The organism is Labilibaculum sp., from assembly GCF_963664555.1.
Taxonomy (GTDB): Bacteria; Bacteroidota; Bacteroidia; order Bacteroidales; family Marinifilaceae; genus Labilibaculum.
In genome coordinates this window covers 3,272,137-3,288,481 of record NZ_OY761461.1, presented here as the reverse complement: position 1 = coordinate 3,288,481, position 16,345 = coordinate 3,272,137, and the positions used below count along the sequence as shown (strand labels likewise).

Genomic DNA, 16,345 nt, shown 5'->3' with positions numbered 1-16,345 from the left:
TAATATTCTTAATGAAAAATGAATATAAATACGTAGTCAATATGCTATTACTCTTTACTTCCCGCTTTTTTTTTCGTAATTTGAATAGTAGCCCCTCAATTCTCAAATTGTGTGGGGTGGAAGTAAGAACCAGAAATCAAAACCCAATTGGTATCGCCAATTAAAGGTTGTAAAGACCTTCTGTAGAGTGGACATTTTTAACCATTAGACCCAAAGATTATGCCTATTCGTAAATTAAAAGAGTTTTTAGATGAGCGACATATTAAATATGTAACGATTCGGCATTCATCAGCCTACACCGCCCAGCAAATTGCTGCATCGGCCCATATCCCTGGTAAAATGCTTGCAAAAACAGTAATGATTAAGGTAGATGGAAGGATGTGTATGGCTGTTCTGCCCGCATCTTATTTGATTGACTTTGATTTATTAAAACAAATGCTGGGTTGTAAAAAGGTAGAGCTGGCGCATGAGCAAGATTTTAAAGATATATTTCCACAATGTGAAGTGGGAGCTATGCCTCCGTTTGGAAATTTATATGGACTGGAGGTTTATGTGGCTGAAAGTTTAGTTGAAGACGATGATATCGTGTTTAATGCAGGAACTCATACAGAGCTTATTATGCTTTCGTATGAAGATTTTCATAATTTAGTTGAACCTATTACATTAAAGTTTACGCATAAAAGTTATGCGTAATTAAGTAAAATGAAACGTCCATGAGTAAATAATTATCAAGATACAATCAAACATGATTATTTACGAATGGTAAGTTTCATCTGATAGTAACAAGAAAATTATAAACAGATGAAACAAATAATTGATTCTTTTTCTGTTCTTACTTCTTTTTAAATTTCAGATCGTTTTCTTGAATTCCTTTGCAACAGGCACATGGCTGCAGCTTGTTGGTTTTCTGCTTTTATAATTTGCATTTGACCGGTTGTAGTTATTGTTTTTGAATCAACAGCATATGAGGTAAAAATTCCATAGCCGCAATTAACGTTGGAATGAAGATTTACCTTCTTGTAAAAAGGTAAGTCATCACGATTGTAATAAGCGGTTAATGAACGTTCATACTTGAAGTAATCGGATGTAATGTGGTACAATTCCAATTTGTATTGCTGATTTACTTCTGAATTATTAAATAATTCATTGAAAGCATATATCGAAATGCTGCAATTTTCTCCGTCAATATTTTCATCGGAGAAAGTGTGACTGCCACGAAGCATATTTTGCTGTATTCCAATTGAATTTTCGGATAAATTGCCATTGAAAATAATGTTATCGCTATAAAAATTTATATCTGAGAAAGAAATTCCATTATATGCTTTTAGCAGAATCATGTAATAATTTTCCTGCAATGCTGTATCATCAAATTGAAATGTAAATTCCAGTTTACCTTCTTCCTTAATTTGATAAGAAAGACTGGTAATTGGAACTTTTCGTAATGTTTTGGTTGCAGATTCAGCAGTTTCCAAATCAGGATGCGAAACTTCAATTTGATAGGAATTACCAGCTGTTACTGCATATGAATTTAAGGAATACCATCCATCGTTTTCATGTTTCATTTTTCCTAACAACTGATTGTTTTTTTTTATGATGATGTTGGCATCAGACAAAGTAGTATTGGTATATTGTTCCTGAAAAACTGAACTTTTGCTTACATGAACCCGGAGTAAACTATCTGCTCCAAGCAACGAATTGACAACCAATTTCGGTTCCTCTTCAGGAATGGGAACTTGAAGTTCTTTTTCGCAGGAAAAATGAAAAAACAGCAGGCAAATATTGAGAAAAAGTAATTGATACTTCATAATATCTTTTCTTAAAATTTATAGGAATAACTTACACTTGGTAGAAAAGCGAACAAACTAATTTGCTTTAAGCTGTAATTGGTAGTGCCAAATTCGTTTCGGGTTTCACTTATGGAGACGTAATTTGCATTTTTTCTGTTGTACACATTGTTGATACTAATATTCCATGTTCTTATTCCATGTTTCTTAAATTTTCTAAAATTGATTGAGAAATCCATTCTGTGATAATCCGGCAGCCGAAACCTATTTCGATGAGAAAAAATTGGCGTTGAAGAAATTTCTCCCGGATAATAGGGTGAAATAGAACTTATATTTGTTGAAGAAAGTGTCGCAGGCAGGCCACTTCCATACATCCAGGCAAGGGTAAAATCAATTTTTTTACTTAATTTTTGGTTGAGTAGGAAAGAGAAATCGTGACGGCGATCGTAAGGAGAAGCAAATGTTTTTCCACCATTTATTTCCGGATATTTCACAAACGATTTGGAAAATGTGTATGCCATATTTCCTGTAGTTTTGCCATTGCTTTTACTCAGATTAATCTCCAAGCCATTGCTCCACGATTTTCCTGCCTCTACTATACTTTCCCAGTCGGCACTCACATTTTGAAAAAAGTATTCATCGCTGAATTCCAGAGTGTTGCGTGATAATTTGTGATAATATTCAGCAGTTAATTTTACTGATTTAGAGAAGGAATAATTGGTACCTCCGGTATATTGAAAGGAATCGATTGGTTTAATTTTACTTGTTACAGGCAGCCAAAGATCAGTTGGCAAACTAAGAGAACTGCTTGTAACCAGATGAAGGTATTGAGTCATCTGCGAAAAACTTCCTGTTACAGTCCATTTGGGATACAAATGATATTGGGCACTAAACCTCGGTTCTACAGTTGAGTAGTAAGTTCCTTCTACAATAAAGTTACTCCATCGGGATCCTATATTTAGGAGGAATTTTTTTCCGAATTGAATTTGACACTCCCCAAACAGGATTAATTCTTTTGAGCTGATAATTTGATTGTTGTATGTGTTTTGTTCGTTTTGATTACTATTTCGGTACAGTTCACTGCCGGGTTTGGTGTGATGCAGTGAGCTTTCCATTCCAAATTTCAAGTAGTGTTTCGAGTCGGGAATCCAATCGAATTCCGATTTAAGTGTGAAATCACGAATGCCTGATCTAAATTGATAATTGTAGTTTTCCTTAAAACTTTCACCTTCATTTTGTATGGATTTCTTATCCTTAACTAAAAAGGTATATCTGCTTAGTATCAAAGAAGTATTTCCGAAAAGGTGATTGCTGTATATATGGTTCCAGCGAAGAGAATTTGTAAAATTACCCCATCCAACTTTATTTTCGGTTTTCTCTTTGTACGTATATGTTAGTTGATCGGTATTTTTTAAATCAATCAGATCGCCGCCCCAATAGGTGCTGAAGAAAATTTTGTCGCGTTGAGAGAATTTATGTGTGAGCTTAAAATTTAAATCGCCAAAATAGTAGCCGCCGGTTACATCGCTATCCGCTAGTTTTAAGATGCCTTTTACTAGTAAATCGAGATAGGAGCGCCGAACCGAAAGATTGAATGTTGTTTTGTCCTTTTTAATTGGTCCGTGCAGGTTAAATTTGGCGGTTAGAAGTCCAATACTAAAATCGCCACCCAATTTTTTTGAATTCCCGTCTTTCATGCGAATATCAAGAACGGAAGAAACACGACCGCCATAATGTGCGGGGAAACCTCCTTTTATCAGTTTTACATGGTTTATAGCATCAGGATTAAAAATAGAAAATAAGCCGAACAAATGCGAGGAATAGTAAACAGGAACATCATCGAGAAGAATTAAATTCTGAGCAGGTGAACCGTTTCGTACGATAAATCCTCCAAGACCTTCGTTCGAGGACTGAACTCCAGGAAATTGGATTAGATTCTGAAATAAATCATTTTCGCCTAAAATTCCTGAATTGCTGAACTTCTCGGAAGTAAGTGTATTGCTGCTTACGAATTGATGGTTGATGTTATTGTCTTTTTGATCAGCAACCACTTTAATTTCGTTAAGAATGGTTTTTGGCTCCAGAGAAATGTTAATACAGGTATCCTGCTTTAGGTGTAATTCAATGATGGCATTCTGATAGCCCACATAGGAGATTTGCAGCTTATGGACTTTTTGGTTGAGAGAAAAGCTATAAAAGCCAAAGTTGTTACTAATTGTACCTGTGTAATTTTCTAAATTAATAATGTTGGCATTAATAAGAGATTCGCCTGTTTTGGAATCGGTTATGAATCCGCTAATGCTGTATTTTCGTTCTGATGGAGGAATACCGACTAAAAATATTTTATTTTTTTTGATGATAATTTTAAATGCTTTTGTATCAAGAATCTCGTTCAGAAAGTATTTTAGACTTCCTGTTAAGGCAGGAAGTTCGATGTATTGATTTGTGTTTAATTCGCTGGTGTAGCTAAATTCAGCACCAGTTTGCTTACTTATTTCGCTCAATAATTCATGAAGAGGATAGGCAATATTTGGAAACTTTAATTGCTTAGACATCAAGGACTCCTGACAAAATGCCGAAGAGGAGAGAAGAAGGAAAGAAAATAGAATTAATAATTTTCTCATGAAGAGTGTCTGTTCAAAATAAATATTTGTCAAATTTACAATATGTTATTATAAACAACAAAGGGAAGCCCGAAGGCTTCCTTTTATAGTTTTACAGAACTCCGAAAAGGAGCAGTTCGTAAACTTATTGTTGAAAATTAATTAACTCTTTTAAATATATATCTGGTAATGTAGATTCCTTTTCCATCCCCTTTACCGCTGTCACTTTCAACACCACTGGTTACAAAAGCAAGTTCCCAACCTTCAGCACTTAGCTTGTTTATTTTCGATGATGTTAATGCATCGTTTGAAGCAATGTTTTGGAAATTGATACCGGCTATACTATAAAAGTTCAATAATTTTGTTTCAGCAAATTTAGACACTTTTGCATCAGAACGTTTTACATCACCTTGATCACTTTTTTTACCATCGGTTCTTTCTGTTGTAAACGCTTCTGCATCAATGGCGTCTTTTTCTTCAATTAACCGGGAACGTCCAATTCCCATAGGAACAATTGATTCTACAGAAGTAATAACCTTGTACTCTACGGTTTGAGCTTGTGATTCAAATCCAAATCCTAATGCGATAATTGCAATAAATAAAAGCTTCTTCATTTTTCTATTTTAATAATTATTAATATGCTAATTTAATTTTTTTTTTGAATTATTCACAAAGACAAATTGGTTTTCTGATAGAATTATTTTTTTGATTCTCCTTTTGAATTCAGGCTCTAGAAAGCAATTCCTAGTGTCAGTCCTGCTCTTAATGTAAAGCCATCCCAGGTGTCGGTATCGAAATCATCTTCGACTCCGGATTTTGCATCTACATCAATGCTTGTATAGCCTGGACCAAAAAACCATTCGAAGCTTACTCTTTTCTTAAAAATATACTGCTGACCAATAATTAAACCGGCTCCCAATCCATTTAAGGTGGCTTCATCATTTGCTTCATTCTCCAAATTATAATGCAGATAACGGGCGTAAGGAGCTACAAAAAATCCCTTTGGTGCCGGTGAATCTGAAAGATAAAACCGGTATTCAGGAGTAATACCCCAACCTCTTACTTTGGTGTCGTCCCAGGAATTGCCTGTGTACAAAAGTCCCAATTGGATACTGCTGTTGTCGTTCAGCTTATGCTCTGCAAAAAATGATCCTGTTCGCACCAACGGACTTAGTAAATTGGCTTTAATTACTGTGTTCTGTGCTTTTGTAAAGCTTATGCCGGCAAGCATGATAAAAGCGAACAATACGATTTTGTTTCTCATTGTTTTAAAATTTCGATTTAGTTTTTACCATCAGAAATGGTCAAATGATTTCCTTTTTGTGTAATATGAACTTTTAAAAGAAGTTCCAATTCATCAATTACTTTGTTGATAGTTGCATTCGAAAATGAATTGGTGTAGGTAAGAGTATCCAGTCTGGCACACCTGTTTGTAATTTTTACACCGTAATAATTCTCAAGATCATCGAAAACATTTGCCATCGGCGTGTTCTTGAATGTAAGTACATCGGTTTTCCAAGAGTTGAAGTTTAATTCTTCGTTTTTCGATTCGCTTACTTTTCGTTTTTGAATCACTCCTTTTTCTCCTTTAGTTAGGTAAACTGTTTCCTGAGTTTTTCGATTTTTCAAACTAACTTTGCCGGAGTTTACGCTTACAACAGTTGTTCCGTCCAATTTATTTTTAACATTGAAGCTGGTACCCAAAACTTCAATAATTGCATCTCCGGAATTAATTATAAATGGTTTGGCAGGATCTGGCTTTACCTGAAAGTAAGCTTCCCCTTCCATCTCAATATTTCGTACTTTTGAATTGAAATATTTAGGATAAATAATTTTACTTTCCTTGTTTAAGAAGACCTCTGTTCCGTCAGCCAACACAATTTGATTTTTGCTTTGCAGGCTTTTGCATTGCGCGTATTTACCAAATCCTGGTGTTGTCTGATATAGGTAAACCAAACTAAGCGAGAGCAAAACAAGAACAGTGGCCGCATACCTCATAAACAGGTTTACTTTTTTCAGTTGAACTGTTTTTCCTGATTTTGCTTTTATGATTTTCCAATCAGCGGCTTCATCAATTTTTTGGAACACTTCAATTTCTTTGCTCGAATTCCAGATTTTCTGGATTGTAAGAAAGGTAGCTTTGTTTGCAGAATCAGCTTGCATCCACTTCTGGAATTCCTGCTTGTCCTGATCAGAAGAAGTTTCCTCTAAAATGGCTTTTAAAAGCTGTTCGTCGATATGTTGATTGTTCTGTTTCATTTTGCTGTTTCTAATGGTAAGACAAATAAGAATGACCGCACACGTACTTGAATTCAAAAAAATGAAAAATTTATTTCAATGCGTTGAATAGGTAAATAATAAGGAGTGATGCCAGCATCGGGCCAATTGTTATCCGTAAGCTTTTTAGAGCTTTCGAGATTTGTGTTTCGACTGTACGTTTCGAAATTCCTAACTGATCTGCAATTTCCTGATTGGTGAAACCATCTATTCGGTTCAGCTTAAATATTCGCTGACATTGTTCAGGCAATTCATCAATGGCTTTAAAAAGGGCATATTCCAATTCGGTCTGTTCTAAAATTTTATCAGCTTGCAAGCTAAAACCAGAACTTAAATATTTAATGTTCTCATGATGAGTGTTATGGTTTTTTCTTTGTTTGATGGTATTTAGGCAGGCATTTCGAACCGAAGTAAACAAATGTGCCTTGGCTGATGTATGTATATTTACGGTTTCACGATTATCGAAGAGATGAACAAAAACATCTTGAACAACCTCCCTCGAATCATCTAAATCGGATAGGAATTTATTGGCATAGGCTGTTAAAACAGAATAGTGCTCTTTAAAAAGTTGTTCTATTCTTGTTTCCGTCAGGTTTTCGAACTGTTGGGTTTTTAGTGCGTGTTCCATTTATTACTAATAGACTGGTTTGTGCGTGCAATACTTTATTTAAAAGGGGAATTTAACCTCTTTCTAAGCAATAGACAATTAAAAAGGGCAGCACACGTATCATAAAATGAAAAAAAATTGTTTTTCTGTGAATAAACATGGTGCTTTCACTTTTGTTTTTTACTGAAAGCCTTACTGATAGTGGGCACTTCAGTTTTTAATAAATAAGAGAGGTTCCCCAACATGAAATAGGAACTTGTTAGGAGCGAAGGCTTTATTTTTATTTCAGAATGTCCTTCGTCCGCGAGGGAAGGCTGTTTTTCCCTTCTTAAACTCCTTCCGCATCAATGCGAAGGCTATTTTTCCTACGTAAACCTCCTTTCGCTTTAATGTGGAGGCTATTTTTCTCACGTAAACCTCCTTTCGCTCTAATGCGGAGGTCTTTTTCTCATCAAAACACTTGTTTCACATCAATGCTAAGGTATTATTCTTATCATTAACCCAGCTCGCATTACTGCGAAGGTATTAGCAAGCAGCTTAAAGAACCATCCGCGAGAAGCGGAAGGACTTTGGCTATCAAAATGTTCTCTTCGCTTTAGTGCGAAGTAGGTTCCATGTACAATTTGGAACAATAAAAGGAAGTGAACTGGAAGTAATTCTTTGCTGCGATACATTCTGCTGTGAGCGAGATATAACAACACCGAAACTGGAGGGCTTCGGTGTTGTTTCTTTGGTGTAAAGCGGTAAGTATTGATGGAATCTGTAATTCCATTTTAATTTTCAATTTCTCCAAAATTTTTTTTGTTGATTCGAATGATCCAAGCTGAAATGGCTTTGGAATTGGTTACTAAAAGATATCCAAATAGATATTGAAACAAAGAACAAATAGCATAGATAAGCGATGCTTTTTCTTGAGGGAAGTCTCTGGTTAGGTGGCTTATTATCTGACTAATGCTTGATATGATATATGGAAAATGAAAAATGAGAATGTACAGCCCAAAAATCACCAATGAAATTTCCAGAATTTTACTGTAATTAGGATCGATAGCTAAATTGATGTCAAAATCTTCCTTACAGATTTTCTTCGCGACTTTTGATGATTTAAAGATTAATAAATAGCCAATGATAAAAGTGATTATTCCTCCTGCCAAGAATAGTCCCAAACCAACAAAATCCATATAATCTGGAATATTTTGAGTGAACATCGATTTGATAAAATGCAGGTCTTTAAGATAAAGAAGTGCTGCAATAATTACATAGATTCCAAAGATTTTAAGGGCAAGGTCAATAATATCGGATTTTTTCATTTTTAGGATTTGATTTTGTTAAAACATGAAAATACTGATGTTTTTTAATAAAAGACCTAATTATGCTAATGGAATGTTTCTATATTATGACTTGTTTGAAAGTCAACTGATCTGCATTTTTCAAAAAAAAGGCTTTGCAATTGTGCAAAGCCTTTTAGTTTATGTTTTTGATTCGATCTAGCTTAAATACAAGGCAATGGAAACACCAATAAAGGTACCGATGATGTAACCCAAAATACCAACCAGAATTCCGGGTGTTACGAGCTTCTTTTGTCCCATTGAAGCAGCCATTGGAGCCGCAACCGATGGTCCCATAATGTTTGCTGCCGATGAAATTACTACCTCGTAAACATCCAGTTTAAAGAGTTTGGCCAAAGCGAGCATAAACAGGAAATGAAAGATCATAATGGTTAGGTAAAATCCCAGTACAGCAGGGCCAATGCTAAATATCTGTGTCATGTTGGTGGCTGCACCAATCACCGCCAAAAAGATGTACATCATCCACAAACCAAGCGAGAAGGCTGTGTCTTCCAATGGTTTTAGTCTTTTGGGGAATAGATTGGCTGCAAGCACTGCTAAAACTGTAATCACCAATATGCTAAGGTTTAGTTTGGTGTGCAGTAAGTCTTGAAGATAGGGAGACAGAAGGTTTCCCAGTCCTGCAATTAATGCTGCAATAAAAACAGAAACGGCTATCCGTTCCAAACTCATCGGGAATTGTGTTTTTTCGGATTTTGAAGCGTCTTCTACTTCATTTTCTTTCTTTGGTTTTACAAAAAAACGGGATAAGAACAAAAGGGAAGGAGTTAGGAACAGGAAGAGTGTATACAAATTCGATACAAAATTATCAACAGCAATGGTTGCCGTAAATAAGGGATTGGTACTGAAATTTAAGATCTCGGCAGCAGCAATAAAATTAACACTTCCACCAATAAGTGTGGCAGCAATTACACCTGCTGTATTTCCTGAATCCGAACCTAAATCAATTAACCAAAATGCAATAAAACAACCCAGAACAATTCCAATAGCACCCAAAATATAGGCAACCAGTAGCTTCCCACTTTCTTTTACAATTTTAAGGATGTTGGAACTGAACAGCAGCATGGGAATAGAAATAGGGATAAAATAGGAGAATACCATATCGTATACATCTACTTTAATGGTTGGGTTTGATGCTACCGGCACCACGCCAGCCATTGCAAGCAACGACATGGAAATCATGGTAACCAAAATTCCGGATAGTTTACCAAACCATTTTTTGTGTTCGGAATAGAGACCAAAAGCAGCAGCTCCGGCTATCACGAAAAACAAGGTTAAATTGCTTTCGGGAGATATTAGTGATTGCATAGTTGATTGATTTAGATTAGGAGGAACGAATATATTTCGATTTTTGCCGAAATGCAAAGAATCAGGCCTATTTATTGTTGTCAGGTATAGAGTTTATCCTTAAAAAAAGAACCTCAAATCCATTTTGGTTTTGAGGTTTTGTTTATTTCGTATTGCTTACTTTTTTTTCTTTTTCGCTGCCTTTTTCGCAGGAGTTTTCTTTTTCACACTTTTCTTTTTCGGATTTTGCAGAAAATCTTCTGCTTCGTCCATTAGTTCTTTTAAGCTTTTCGAGTAATCTTCAGAAAAATCGATAGTTGCAGTGTATTCTCCTTTCGATATGTCCATTACCTGAATTTCGGTGCCGGTGAACTCTTCTATTTCAGCTAATAATTGTTTTTCATCTGTTGGGTCGCAGAAAGAAATGGCCAAACCTTTTTGAACACCACGTCCGGTTCTACCCACACGGTGAACGTAATTTTCGGCGACATCGGGCATGTCATAATTTACCACATAATCAACATTAGGAATGTCGATACCGCGGGCACTTACATCTGTTGCGATCAAGATTTTTACTTTTCCTGTTTTAAAAGCATTTAAGGCAATCAAACGATCATCCTGTTCGCGGTCTCCATGAATGGTTTGTGTTTCTATTCCTACACGTTCCATGGCTTTGTGAACACGTTCCGCTCTTACTTTGGTTCGCACAAAAACAAGTATTTTGCTTTCCTGATGTTCTTTAATCATTCGTTCCAAAAAGAAACGCTTATCATCCATTTTCACAAAGGCAACTCCATGCTCTACGTTCTTGGATACAGGATCTTTAGGTGATATCTGAATACGAATTGCACTTCGAACCAGAGAATAGGCCAGCTTTTTAATTTTGGGCGTGATTGTCGCTGAAAAAAACAAGGTTTGACGATTCTTTGGAAGAAAACGAATCAAATCCTGTATGTCTTTTATAAAACCCAAATCCAACATGTGATCGGCTTCATCCAAAACCAGGGTTTCTACTTTATCAAGCTGAATAAAACCCTGACTGGTTAAATCGAACATTCTGCCGGGTGTTGTAATTAATACGTCTATTCCAACTTGTAAACTTGCAATCTGAGGAGCTTGTTCAACACCTCCGAACACACAAAAACTGGTTACTTTGGTATGTTTTCCAATTTTTTGAAAAACTTCGGTAATTTGAATGGCCAGCTCGCGGGTAGGAACCATTACGACACATTTAATGCCGTTACTGCTTTTGTTATTCTTAGCTTTGTGCAGTTTATCGATAATAGGAATCGCAAATGCCGCTGTTTTTCCTGTTCCGGTTTGTGCAATGGCAAGCACATCTTCTCCCCGCACAATTGGAGGAATGGCTTTGAATTGAATGTCGGTTGGTCTGTTAAAACCCAAACCGTCTAAATTTCTTTTAATATCGGGGGAAAAACTATATTGACTAAATTTCATTTTTTGTATTCAGATGATTTTATTGTGCAAAGATAGGTGTAAAATATGGTTTTGTTGAATTAGCAAGATGCTTGTTGCTAAATAGGGAACATCATTTATGCTTTTGCTGTTTTTTCCAGTATTCTGGTTTCTGTCCAATATCTGAAATAGCCGTAACCTCCTATTACAATAGTACCAATAAAAGTTAATCCATTGGAAAGAATTCCGAAGCTGATTCCTGCATTCGGATCCAACTGAAAGGCAAGGAATAATTGAAGAAGTAGAAAATGAGTGGTTCCAATTCCTCCCGGACTTGGCAAAGCCCAGCCAATGCCGCCAATAAACAGAATCACAATAGCAAAACTCATTGAATAGCTTGACGTTTCAGGCAAACAAAGCAGGTAGATGTAGTTTAAGACAACAAGCATTGTCCAAATTAAAAGTGTTAAAACTATAAACTGAAATCTCTTTTTAAGAAGTAAGCCTTGCTTAAGCGATAGAAACATGCTTTGTAAGAATGTAACTATTTTTTTTATTGGACGACGCTCTGATTTTTTTATTCTGCGTAAGCTAACCAGGAAAAGGATAAAAAGAACAAGTATGGCAATTGGAATTACATACAAATAGCGGTAGCCGTAAATATGAGAAATTCCACCAATAGTAGAGTCCATAATTCCCTGTAAACGATCCAGTTCAATCCAAAATACAGCAAACACACCAAGACCCAAAATCAGTAAATCGTAAGCCCGCTCGGCCATAACGCTTCCCATGGATACAGATACCGGAACATTTGTTGTTTTTTGAAGAGATGTACAACGAATTATTTCTCCGAATTTTGGAGTAAAGCTATTCACAAAATAGCCGAGTAGGACGGAGGTTAGGACTTTATCAGATTTTGGTTTTTCGCCGGATTCTTCAATTAGCAACTTCCAACGTAAGGCTCTTAGGTAAAAAACGATGAATAAACATACGAAGCTAAGCAGTATAAAAAAATAGTCAGCATTGGCCAGGCTTTCCCAAACCGGAGCCATTGGTTTTTCACGTAAGGTGAGAAACAAGAATACGGAACCAATTATTATTCCAATTGAATTTTGTATTATTTTTTTTATTCGACTTCCCATTTAATAACGTTACTGATTTATTTTTTTTGCAAAGAAATACAAAAATAGGAAGACTTTTAGAATTTTTTGTTTCAAAGGAAAATTATAATATCATGAAATGTTTATTTCCTGATTGTTTCATAAGCTTCCTGCAGCCAGTTTTTTAATTGCTGATCAAATTCAGATAACTCCCCAATAGCAAGGCGGTGAAGTACCCGGTTTTTAGATATTCGTTTGCACAGGTAAATTGGAAATTGATCTTCTTCCCTTTGCAATTGAAACTCCAATATCAGATGATTCTTTTTTGTGTAAACAGATAAAAAAGTTGCTCCGATCTTAAATTGAACACAGGTCTTTAAATAAATAATTTTAAGGTTCTTGAATGTTAACATGTAGGATAGAAGTATTTCAAATAATTCTGAAATAGCTGGACTCATTTTTTGTAAATGAGTTTCTTTATCGCTTATAAGGCAGGAGTGATATTGGTTTGGACCAGATAAGCTTCTTTTGCAGGTGGGACAAATGTAAGTCATTGAGGATTTTTAATTCAATTCTATTCAGCATTGCTTGTATCCATTGCAACCTGCTGCATGCTGCTGCTGATTCTTTTAATGGCTTCTTTAATATTGTCTTCGGGCTTAATAAATGTCTGGTTACCCCAGAATTTGGGATCGTAACTTAGTTTTTCAGTTGAAAGAATTGTTGTTGGCGCAATTGTTTCGCGATGCTTAAATTTCCGGACATTGATGGTGTCCAATTTCGTTGTTGCCATTTCGAAAGTTGTAGAGAAGGTCTGTGAAAACAATTTTCTTTTATTTTTCACTTTAAATTTTAAATTCCCAAGCGTGTGATTCAAAAAATACTTTCCATCTATATTTCGATAGTTTACAGAATATAGAACCTGTGTTGGTCTTACTTTTATTTTGGGATTCCCCTTACTAATAAATCGGTTGGTTAGTTCGGGCAATCGATCTTGATTATAGCCAAATTCTGCACCAATAATAGCTAAACTTCCTGTTTCAATAATGAGTTTGCCTTCTAAAAGAGGCGTGCTCATGAATGGTTTGGGTTCAAAATCAATAACATAAACAGACTTGTTGTTGAAAGTACTGATATCGGATAAGCGGTAGCTGTATAAATCTATAAATTCAGGATCTAAAAATTCAGGGCGGTTTTTTACAATGTCTAACATCAAACAACCTTGAATACCTCCTTTTAATCGAAATGATATGGTATCCAGACGGGATACATCATAAATTTTGCGACTCTTAAATACTTTTACTTTATCTGTTAGATTGTTTTCGGAGTAAGGATTTTTATAAATTTCTAAAACAGATTCGAGATAAATCATATACTTACTGTTTTTATGCACAGATTCCCGATAGAATGAGGTGAGATTGGAAGCGTTTTTTGGGTAATTAATTTCTATTTTATTTACGGCCGCTTTTAGTATTGATTTAGGATCGTTGTTTCGGATTACTACCTCCTGAAGGGAAATGAAATCCTCTTTTAATTTAATTTGAAGTTGCTTATTTGAGATATCGGAAACAGGGATCTCGAAATTTTTAAATCCAACATAGGAAACAATAAGTGTGTCTTTACTATTTTCTGATGAAAGAGTAAGGGCAAATTCCCCATCCTGATTGCTAATTGTTCCAATATGTTTGCCTCTAATCCCAATGCTCGCGTATGGCAGAGGTATTTTAGCTGATTGATTCGTTACTTTGCCACTAATGTTTCGGTACGAAATGTAAGGAATGATGCTCGAAGTAAGGGGTTTATCTGTTTTGTATTTTGTGGGAACAATAATGATATGTCTGTTTACTACTTGAAACGTAAGGCTTGTATCCTGCACTATTTTCCTCAGCAAAATTTCAAATTCAACTTCATCAGCCTTAAGGTTTAGCTTCTTTTGATTTGCAAATAAATCAGAATTGTAGGTGAAATAGCAGTTGTTTTTTGCGGCAATAGAATCCAATGCATCATTAATGCTTAGTTCTGTAATATCAATAGATATCTTATTCTGCAAGAGTGAATTCTGTGCATTGGAAGTATGAGAAGAACATACGATAAGTACAAGCAGAGCATTTAAAATGATGCTTTGTACTAAATTTTGATATGTTTTTCTGCTTTTCATTTTAGCAATAAATTATTTCAGTTCTTTTTAATTGTAATTTGAGAACCATTCTTCTCGTAAGTCAGGTTATGTGGTCTGCATAAGTTTTCCAGAACATCATTAAGAGGTGTTTTATTGAATGATGTTGTGATCGGTAAATGCTGAATTGCAGTGTCGTTAAATTCAATGTTAACCTGATAGGTTCGGTTAATAACCTTAGCTACATCCTGTAAACTCATCGCTTTAAAAACCATCAACTGAGTTTTCCAGGAAAGATAGTTTTCATCGTTCTGTGTTCTTTTTTCCAGAAAATCTTCCTGCAAAACTCCAAAATCGCCCTTTTCAAGAATAATTTTTTTGTCCGGTTCTTTTGCAAGCGAGAATTGAACCTTACCCGATTCAACCAAAACTTCAACGTGCTTGTTGGAGGCATTCACGTTGAATGAGGTACCTAAAACCTTAATTTCAGCGTTGCTCACCGAAATAATGAATGGTTTAGCGGGATTTTTAGCGATTGAGAAAAAAGCTTCTCCGGTTAACTTTACCCTTCTTTCTTTTCCTGCAAATGATCTCTGGTAAACCAATTCCGATTTGCCATTAAGTGTTACGACAGAACCATCAGCCAATGTAATGGATTTACCACTTTCATTTAATTGTGATGAAATACTTTGGTAAGGAGCAAATTTGTTATTGTAAACATGATATGATGCAAATCCAAGGCCAATGGCAATAATTAACATGACTGCAATCTGCATAAGTTTTTTGGTGTTTTGGATTGAAAATAAAGGAACTACCTTAATGGTATTTGCCTTTTTTAGATCGCTTAAATTGGATTTTACCGCCGACCATGCCAAATCAACATTAAATTGTTGTTGAATTTCGTTTACTTCCTGAATAAGATTCAAATCTTTATCGGATGCCGAAACAATTTCTGCATACTCAGGATTGGTGTCAATCAACTTTTCAAATGCCAATTTTTCCTCTGCACTCATCTCTCCACTAAGGTATTTCGAAATGATTTCCCACTCTATTTTATGTGATGTTTTTTCTTTCATTTTGTTTATAGCACAATAATTCCAACGTAATCCTTTAAATTTTTCCGGAAGGCTTTTAATGCCTTTCCCATATTTGCTTCAACAGTCTTAACCGAAATTGATAATTTATCGGCAATCTCCTGGTATTTTAAGCCTTCAAACCTACTCATTTTAAATATTTTACTGCAGCGTTCGGGTAAATTTGTCAGAGTTTTTTGAACAATGTTGTAAATTTCTTTTTCTTCAACCGAATCTATTGGTAATGAGCTTTCCTGTTTGTTGTTTTTAATGTATTCTTCGTACTGCGTTTTTACGCCTCTTTTACGCAAAACCTGTAAACTATTAAAATAAGTTGCTTTATAAAGGTATGCTTTTAATGAGGTGTGTATTTTTAAATCTTTTCTGTTTTCCCATAATTGACAAAACAATTCCTGAACAATTTCTTCAGCCTGATCTGTATCTTTTACAAATCGTAGAGCGTAATGACATAGTAAAGGGTAATATGCTCTGAATAACTTTTCAAACTCCTGTAAATTACCTCTTTGTATGTGCTTAAGTATAGTATTTGTATCTTCCGGCATTTTCGTATCTCTTCCGTATTTTAAAAAGCTTTTAATACTTTCTAAGTTAGGATTTTTCAATCATTAGAGGAAAGATCTGCAATAATATTGTTGGTATTTCTTTTCTCCATAATCGAATTATTATGGATGAAAAGAACCGTTCTGAATTTTCCCATGTTTCCCCAAGCATGAGT

15 protein-coding genes are annotated in these 16,345 nt (G+C 35.2%); 1 reads left to right on the top strand and 14 read right to left on the bottom strand.

Features of this window, described 5'->3' with window-relative positions; all coding sequences use genetic code 11:
* Positions 1-219: 219 nt before the first annotated feature.
* A complete protein-coding gene (locus ACKU4N_RS13040; RefSeq protein WP_321316879.1) occupies positions 220-693 on the top strand; it encodes an aminoacyl-tRNA deacylase in 474 nt (157 codons plus the stop codon).
* A gap of 149 nt (positions 694-842) precedes the next feature.
* Here the strand turns inward: ACKU4N_RS13040 and ACKU4N_RS13035 are convergent, their stop codons facing one another.
* The 14 genes from ACKU4N_RS13035 to ACKU4N_RS12970 form a co-directional block, all read right to left on the bottom strand.
* On the bottom strand, positions 843-1,805 hold the full coding sequence (locus ACKU4N_RS13035) for a DUF4249 domain-containing protein (RefSeq protein ID WP_321316877.1): 963 nt from the start codon (positions 1,803-1,805) through the stop codon (positions 843-845).
* Between the two features lie 11 nt (positions 1,806-1,816).
* The gene (locus ACKU4N_RS13030) at positions 1,817-4,408 is read right to left on the bottom strand and encodes a TonB-dependent receptor (RefSeq protein ID WP_321316875.1); all 2,592 of its coding nucleotides are present in this window, start codon (positions 4,406-4,408) and stop codon (positions 1,817-1,819) included.
* A gap of 137 nt (positions 4,409-4,545) precedes the next feature.
* On the bottom strand, positions 4,546-5,001 hold the full coding sequence (locus ACKU4N_RS13025) for a hypothetical protein (RefSeq protein ID WP_321316873.1): 456 nt from the start codon (positions 4,999-5,001) through the stop codon (positions 4,546-4,548).
* Between the two features lie 116 nt (positions 5,002-5,117).
* Complete coding sequence (locus ACKU4N_RS13020; protein ID WP_321316871.1) at positions 5,118-5,651, bottom strand: DUF3575 domain-containing protein; 534 nt, start codon at positions 5,649-5,651, stop codon at positions 5,118-5,120.
* 17 nt (positions 5,652-5,668) lie between these two features.
* Positions 5,669-6,646: a FecR family protein gene (locus tag ACKU4N_RS13015; RefSeq protein WP_321316869.1), complete on the bottom strand. Its 978-nt coding sequence runs from the start codon at positions 6,644-6,646 to the stop codon at positions 5,669-5,671.
* Between the two features lie 70 nt (positions 6,647-6,716).
* A complete protein-coding gene (locus tag ACKU4N_RS13010; protein WP_321316867.1) occupies positions 6,717-7,292 on the bottom strand; it encodes an RNA polymerase sigma-70 factor in 576 nt (191 codons plus the stop codon).
* A gap of 752 nt (positions 7,293-8,044) precedes the next feature.
* Entirely contained in the window at positions 8,045-8,578 is a 534-nt protein-coding gene (locus ACKU4N_RS13005) for a hypothetical protein (RefSeq protein WP_321316865.1), read from the bottom strand.
* A 177-nt stretch (positions 8,579-8,755) separates the two neighbouring features.
* Entirely contained in the window at positions 8,756-9,925 is a 1,170-nt protein-coding gene (locus tag ACKU4N_RS13000; protein ID WP_321316863.1) for a DUF819 family protein, read from the bottom strand.
* Between the two features lie 156 nt (positions 9,926-10,081).
* The gene (locus ACKU4N_RS12995) at positions 10,082-11,362 is read right to left on the bottom strand and encodes a DEAD/DEAH box helicase (RefSeq protein WP_321316861.1); all 1,281 of its coding nucleotides are present in this window, start codon (positions 11,360-11,362) and stop codon (positions 10,082-10,084) included.
* Between the two features lie 95 nt (positions 11,363-11,457).
* On the bottom strand, positions 11,458-12,462 hold the full coding sequence (locus tag ACKU4N_RS12990) for a lysylphosphatidylglycerol synthase transmembrane domain-containing protein (RefSeq protein WP_321316859.1): 1,005 nt from the start codon (positions 12,460-12,462) through the stop codon (positions 11,458-11,460).
* A 101-nt stretch (positions 12,463-12,563) separates the two neighbouring features.
* Positions 12,564-12,878 carry a DUF5655 domain-containing protein gene (locus ACKU4N_RS12985; protein WP_407937225.1) on the bottom strand — a complete coding sequence of 105 codons (315 nt, stop codon included), beginning with the start codon at positions 12,876-12,878 and terminating at the stop codon, positions 12,564-12,566.
* A gap of 116 nt (positions 12,879-12,994) precedes the next feature.
* Complete coding sequence (locus tag ACKU4N_RS12980; RefSeq protein ID WP_321316853.1) at positions 12,995-14,578, bottom strand: carboxypeptidase-like regulatory domain-containing protein; 1,584 nt, start codon at positions 14,576-14,578, stop codon at positions 12,995-12,997.
* A gap of 17 nt (positions 14,579-14,595) precedes the next feature.
* Positions 14,596-15,612 carry a FecR family protein gene (locus tag ACKU4N_RS12975; protein ID WP_321316851.1) on the bottom strand — a complete coding sequence of 339 codons (1,017 nt, stop codon included), beginning with the start codon at positions 15,610-15,612 and terminating at the stop codon, positions 14,596-14,598.
* A 5-nt stretch (positions 15,613-15,617) separates the two neighbouring features.
* A complete protein-coding gene (locus ACKU4N_RS12970; RefSeq protein WP_321316848.1) occupies positions 15,618-16,232 on the bottom strand; it encodes an RNA polymerase sigma-70 factor in 615 nt (204 codons plus the stop codon).
* Positions 16,233-16,345: the final 113 nt, after the last annotated feature.

Excerpts from the sequence above, each read along its gene's own strand:
- ACKU4N_RS13040 (WP_321316879.1), top strand. The coding sequence starts at position 220 with ATGCCTATTCGTAAATTAAAAGAGTTTTTAGATGAGCGACATATTAAA.
- ACKU4N_RS12985 (WP_407937225.1), bottom strand. The coding sequence starts at position 12,878 with ATGAGTCCAGCTATTTCAGAATTATTTGAAATACTTCTATCCTACATG.
- ACKU4N_RS13000 (WP_321316863.1), bottom strand. The coding sequence starts at position 9,925 with ATGCAATCACTAATATCTCCCGAAAGCAATTTAACCTTGTTTTTCGTG.
- ACKU4N_RS13015 (WP_321316869.1), bottom strand. The coding sequence starts at position 6,646 with ATGAAACAGAACAATCAACATATCGACGAACAGCTTTTAAAAGCCATT.
- ACKU4N_RS13020 (WP_321316871.1), bottom strand. The coding sequence starts at position 5,651 with ATGAGAAACAAAATCGTATTGTTCGCTTTTATCATGCTTGCCGGCATA.
- ACKU4N_RS12995 (WP_321316861.1), bottom strand. The coding sequence starts at position 11,362 with ATGAAATTTAGTCAATATAGTTTTTCCCCCGATATTAAAAGAAATTTA.
- ACKU4N_RS13035 (WP_321316877.1), bottom strand. The coding sequence starts at position 1,805 with ATGAAGTATCAATTACTTTTTCTCAATATTTGCCTGCTGTTTTTTCAT.
- ACKU4N_RS13030 (WP_321316875.1), bottom strand. The coding sequence starts at position 4,408 with ATGAGAAAATTATTAATTCTATTTTCTTTCCTTCTTCTCTCCTCTTCG.
- ACKU4N_RS12980 (WP_321316853.1), bottom strand. The coding sequence starts at position 14,578 with ATGAAAAGCAGAAAAACATATCAAAATTTAGTACAAAGCATCATTTTA.
- ACKU4N_RS13005 (WP_321316865.1), bottom strand. The coding sequence starts at position 8,578 with ATGAAAAAATCCGATATTATTGACCTTGCCCTTAAAATCTTTGGAATC.
- ACKU4N_RS13025 (WP_321316873.1), bottom strand. The coding sequence starts at position 5,001 with ATGAAGAAGCTTTTATTTATTGCAATTATCGCATTAGGATTTGGATTT.
- ACKU4N_RS13010 (WP_321316867.1), bottom strand. The coding sequence starts at position 7,292 with ATGGAACACGCACTAAAAACCCAACAGTTCGAAAACCTGACGGAAACA.
- ACKU4N_RS12975 (WP_321316851.1), bottom strand. The coding sequence starts at position 15,612 with ATGAAAGAAAAAACATCACATAAAATAGAGTGGGAAATCATTTCGAAA.
- ACKU4N_RS12990 (WP_321316859.1), bottom strand. The coding sequence starts at position 12,462 with ATGGGAAGTCGAATAAAAAAAATAATACAAAATTCAATTGGAATAATA.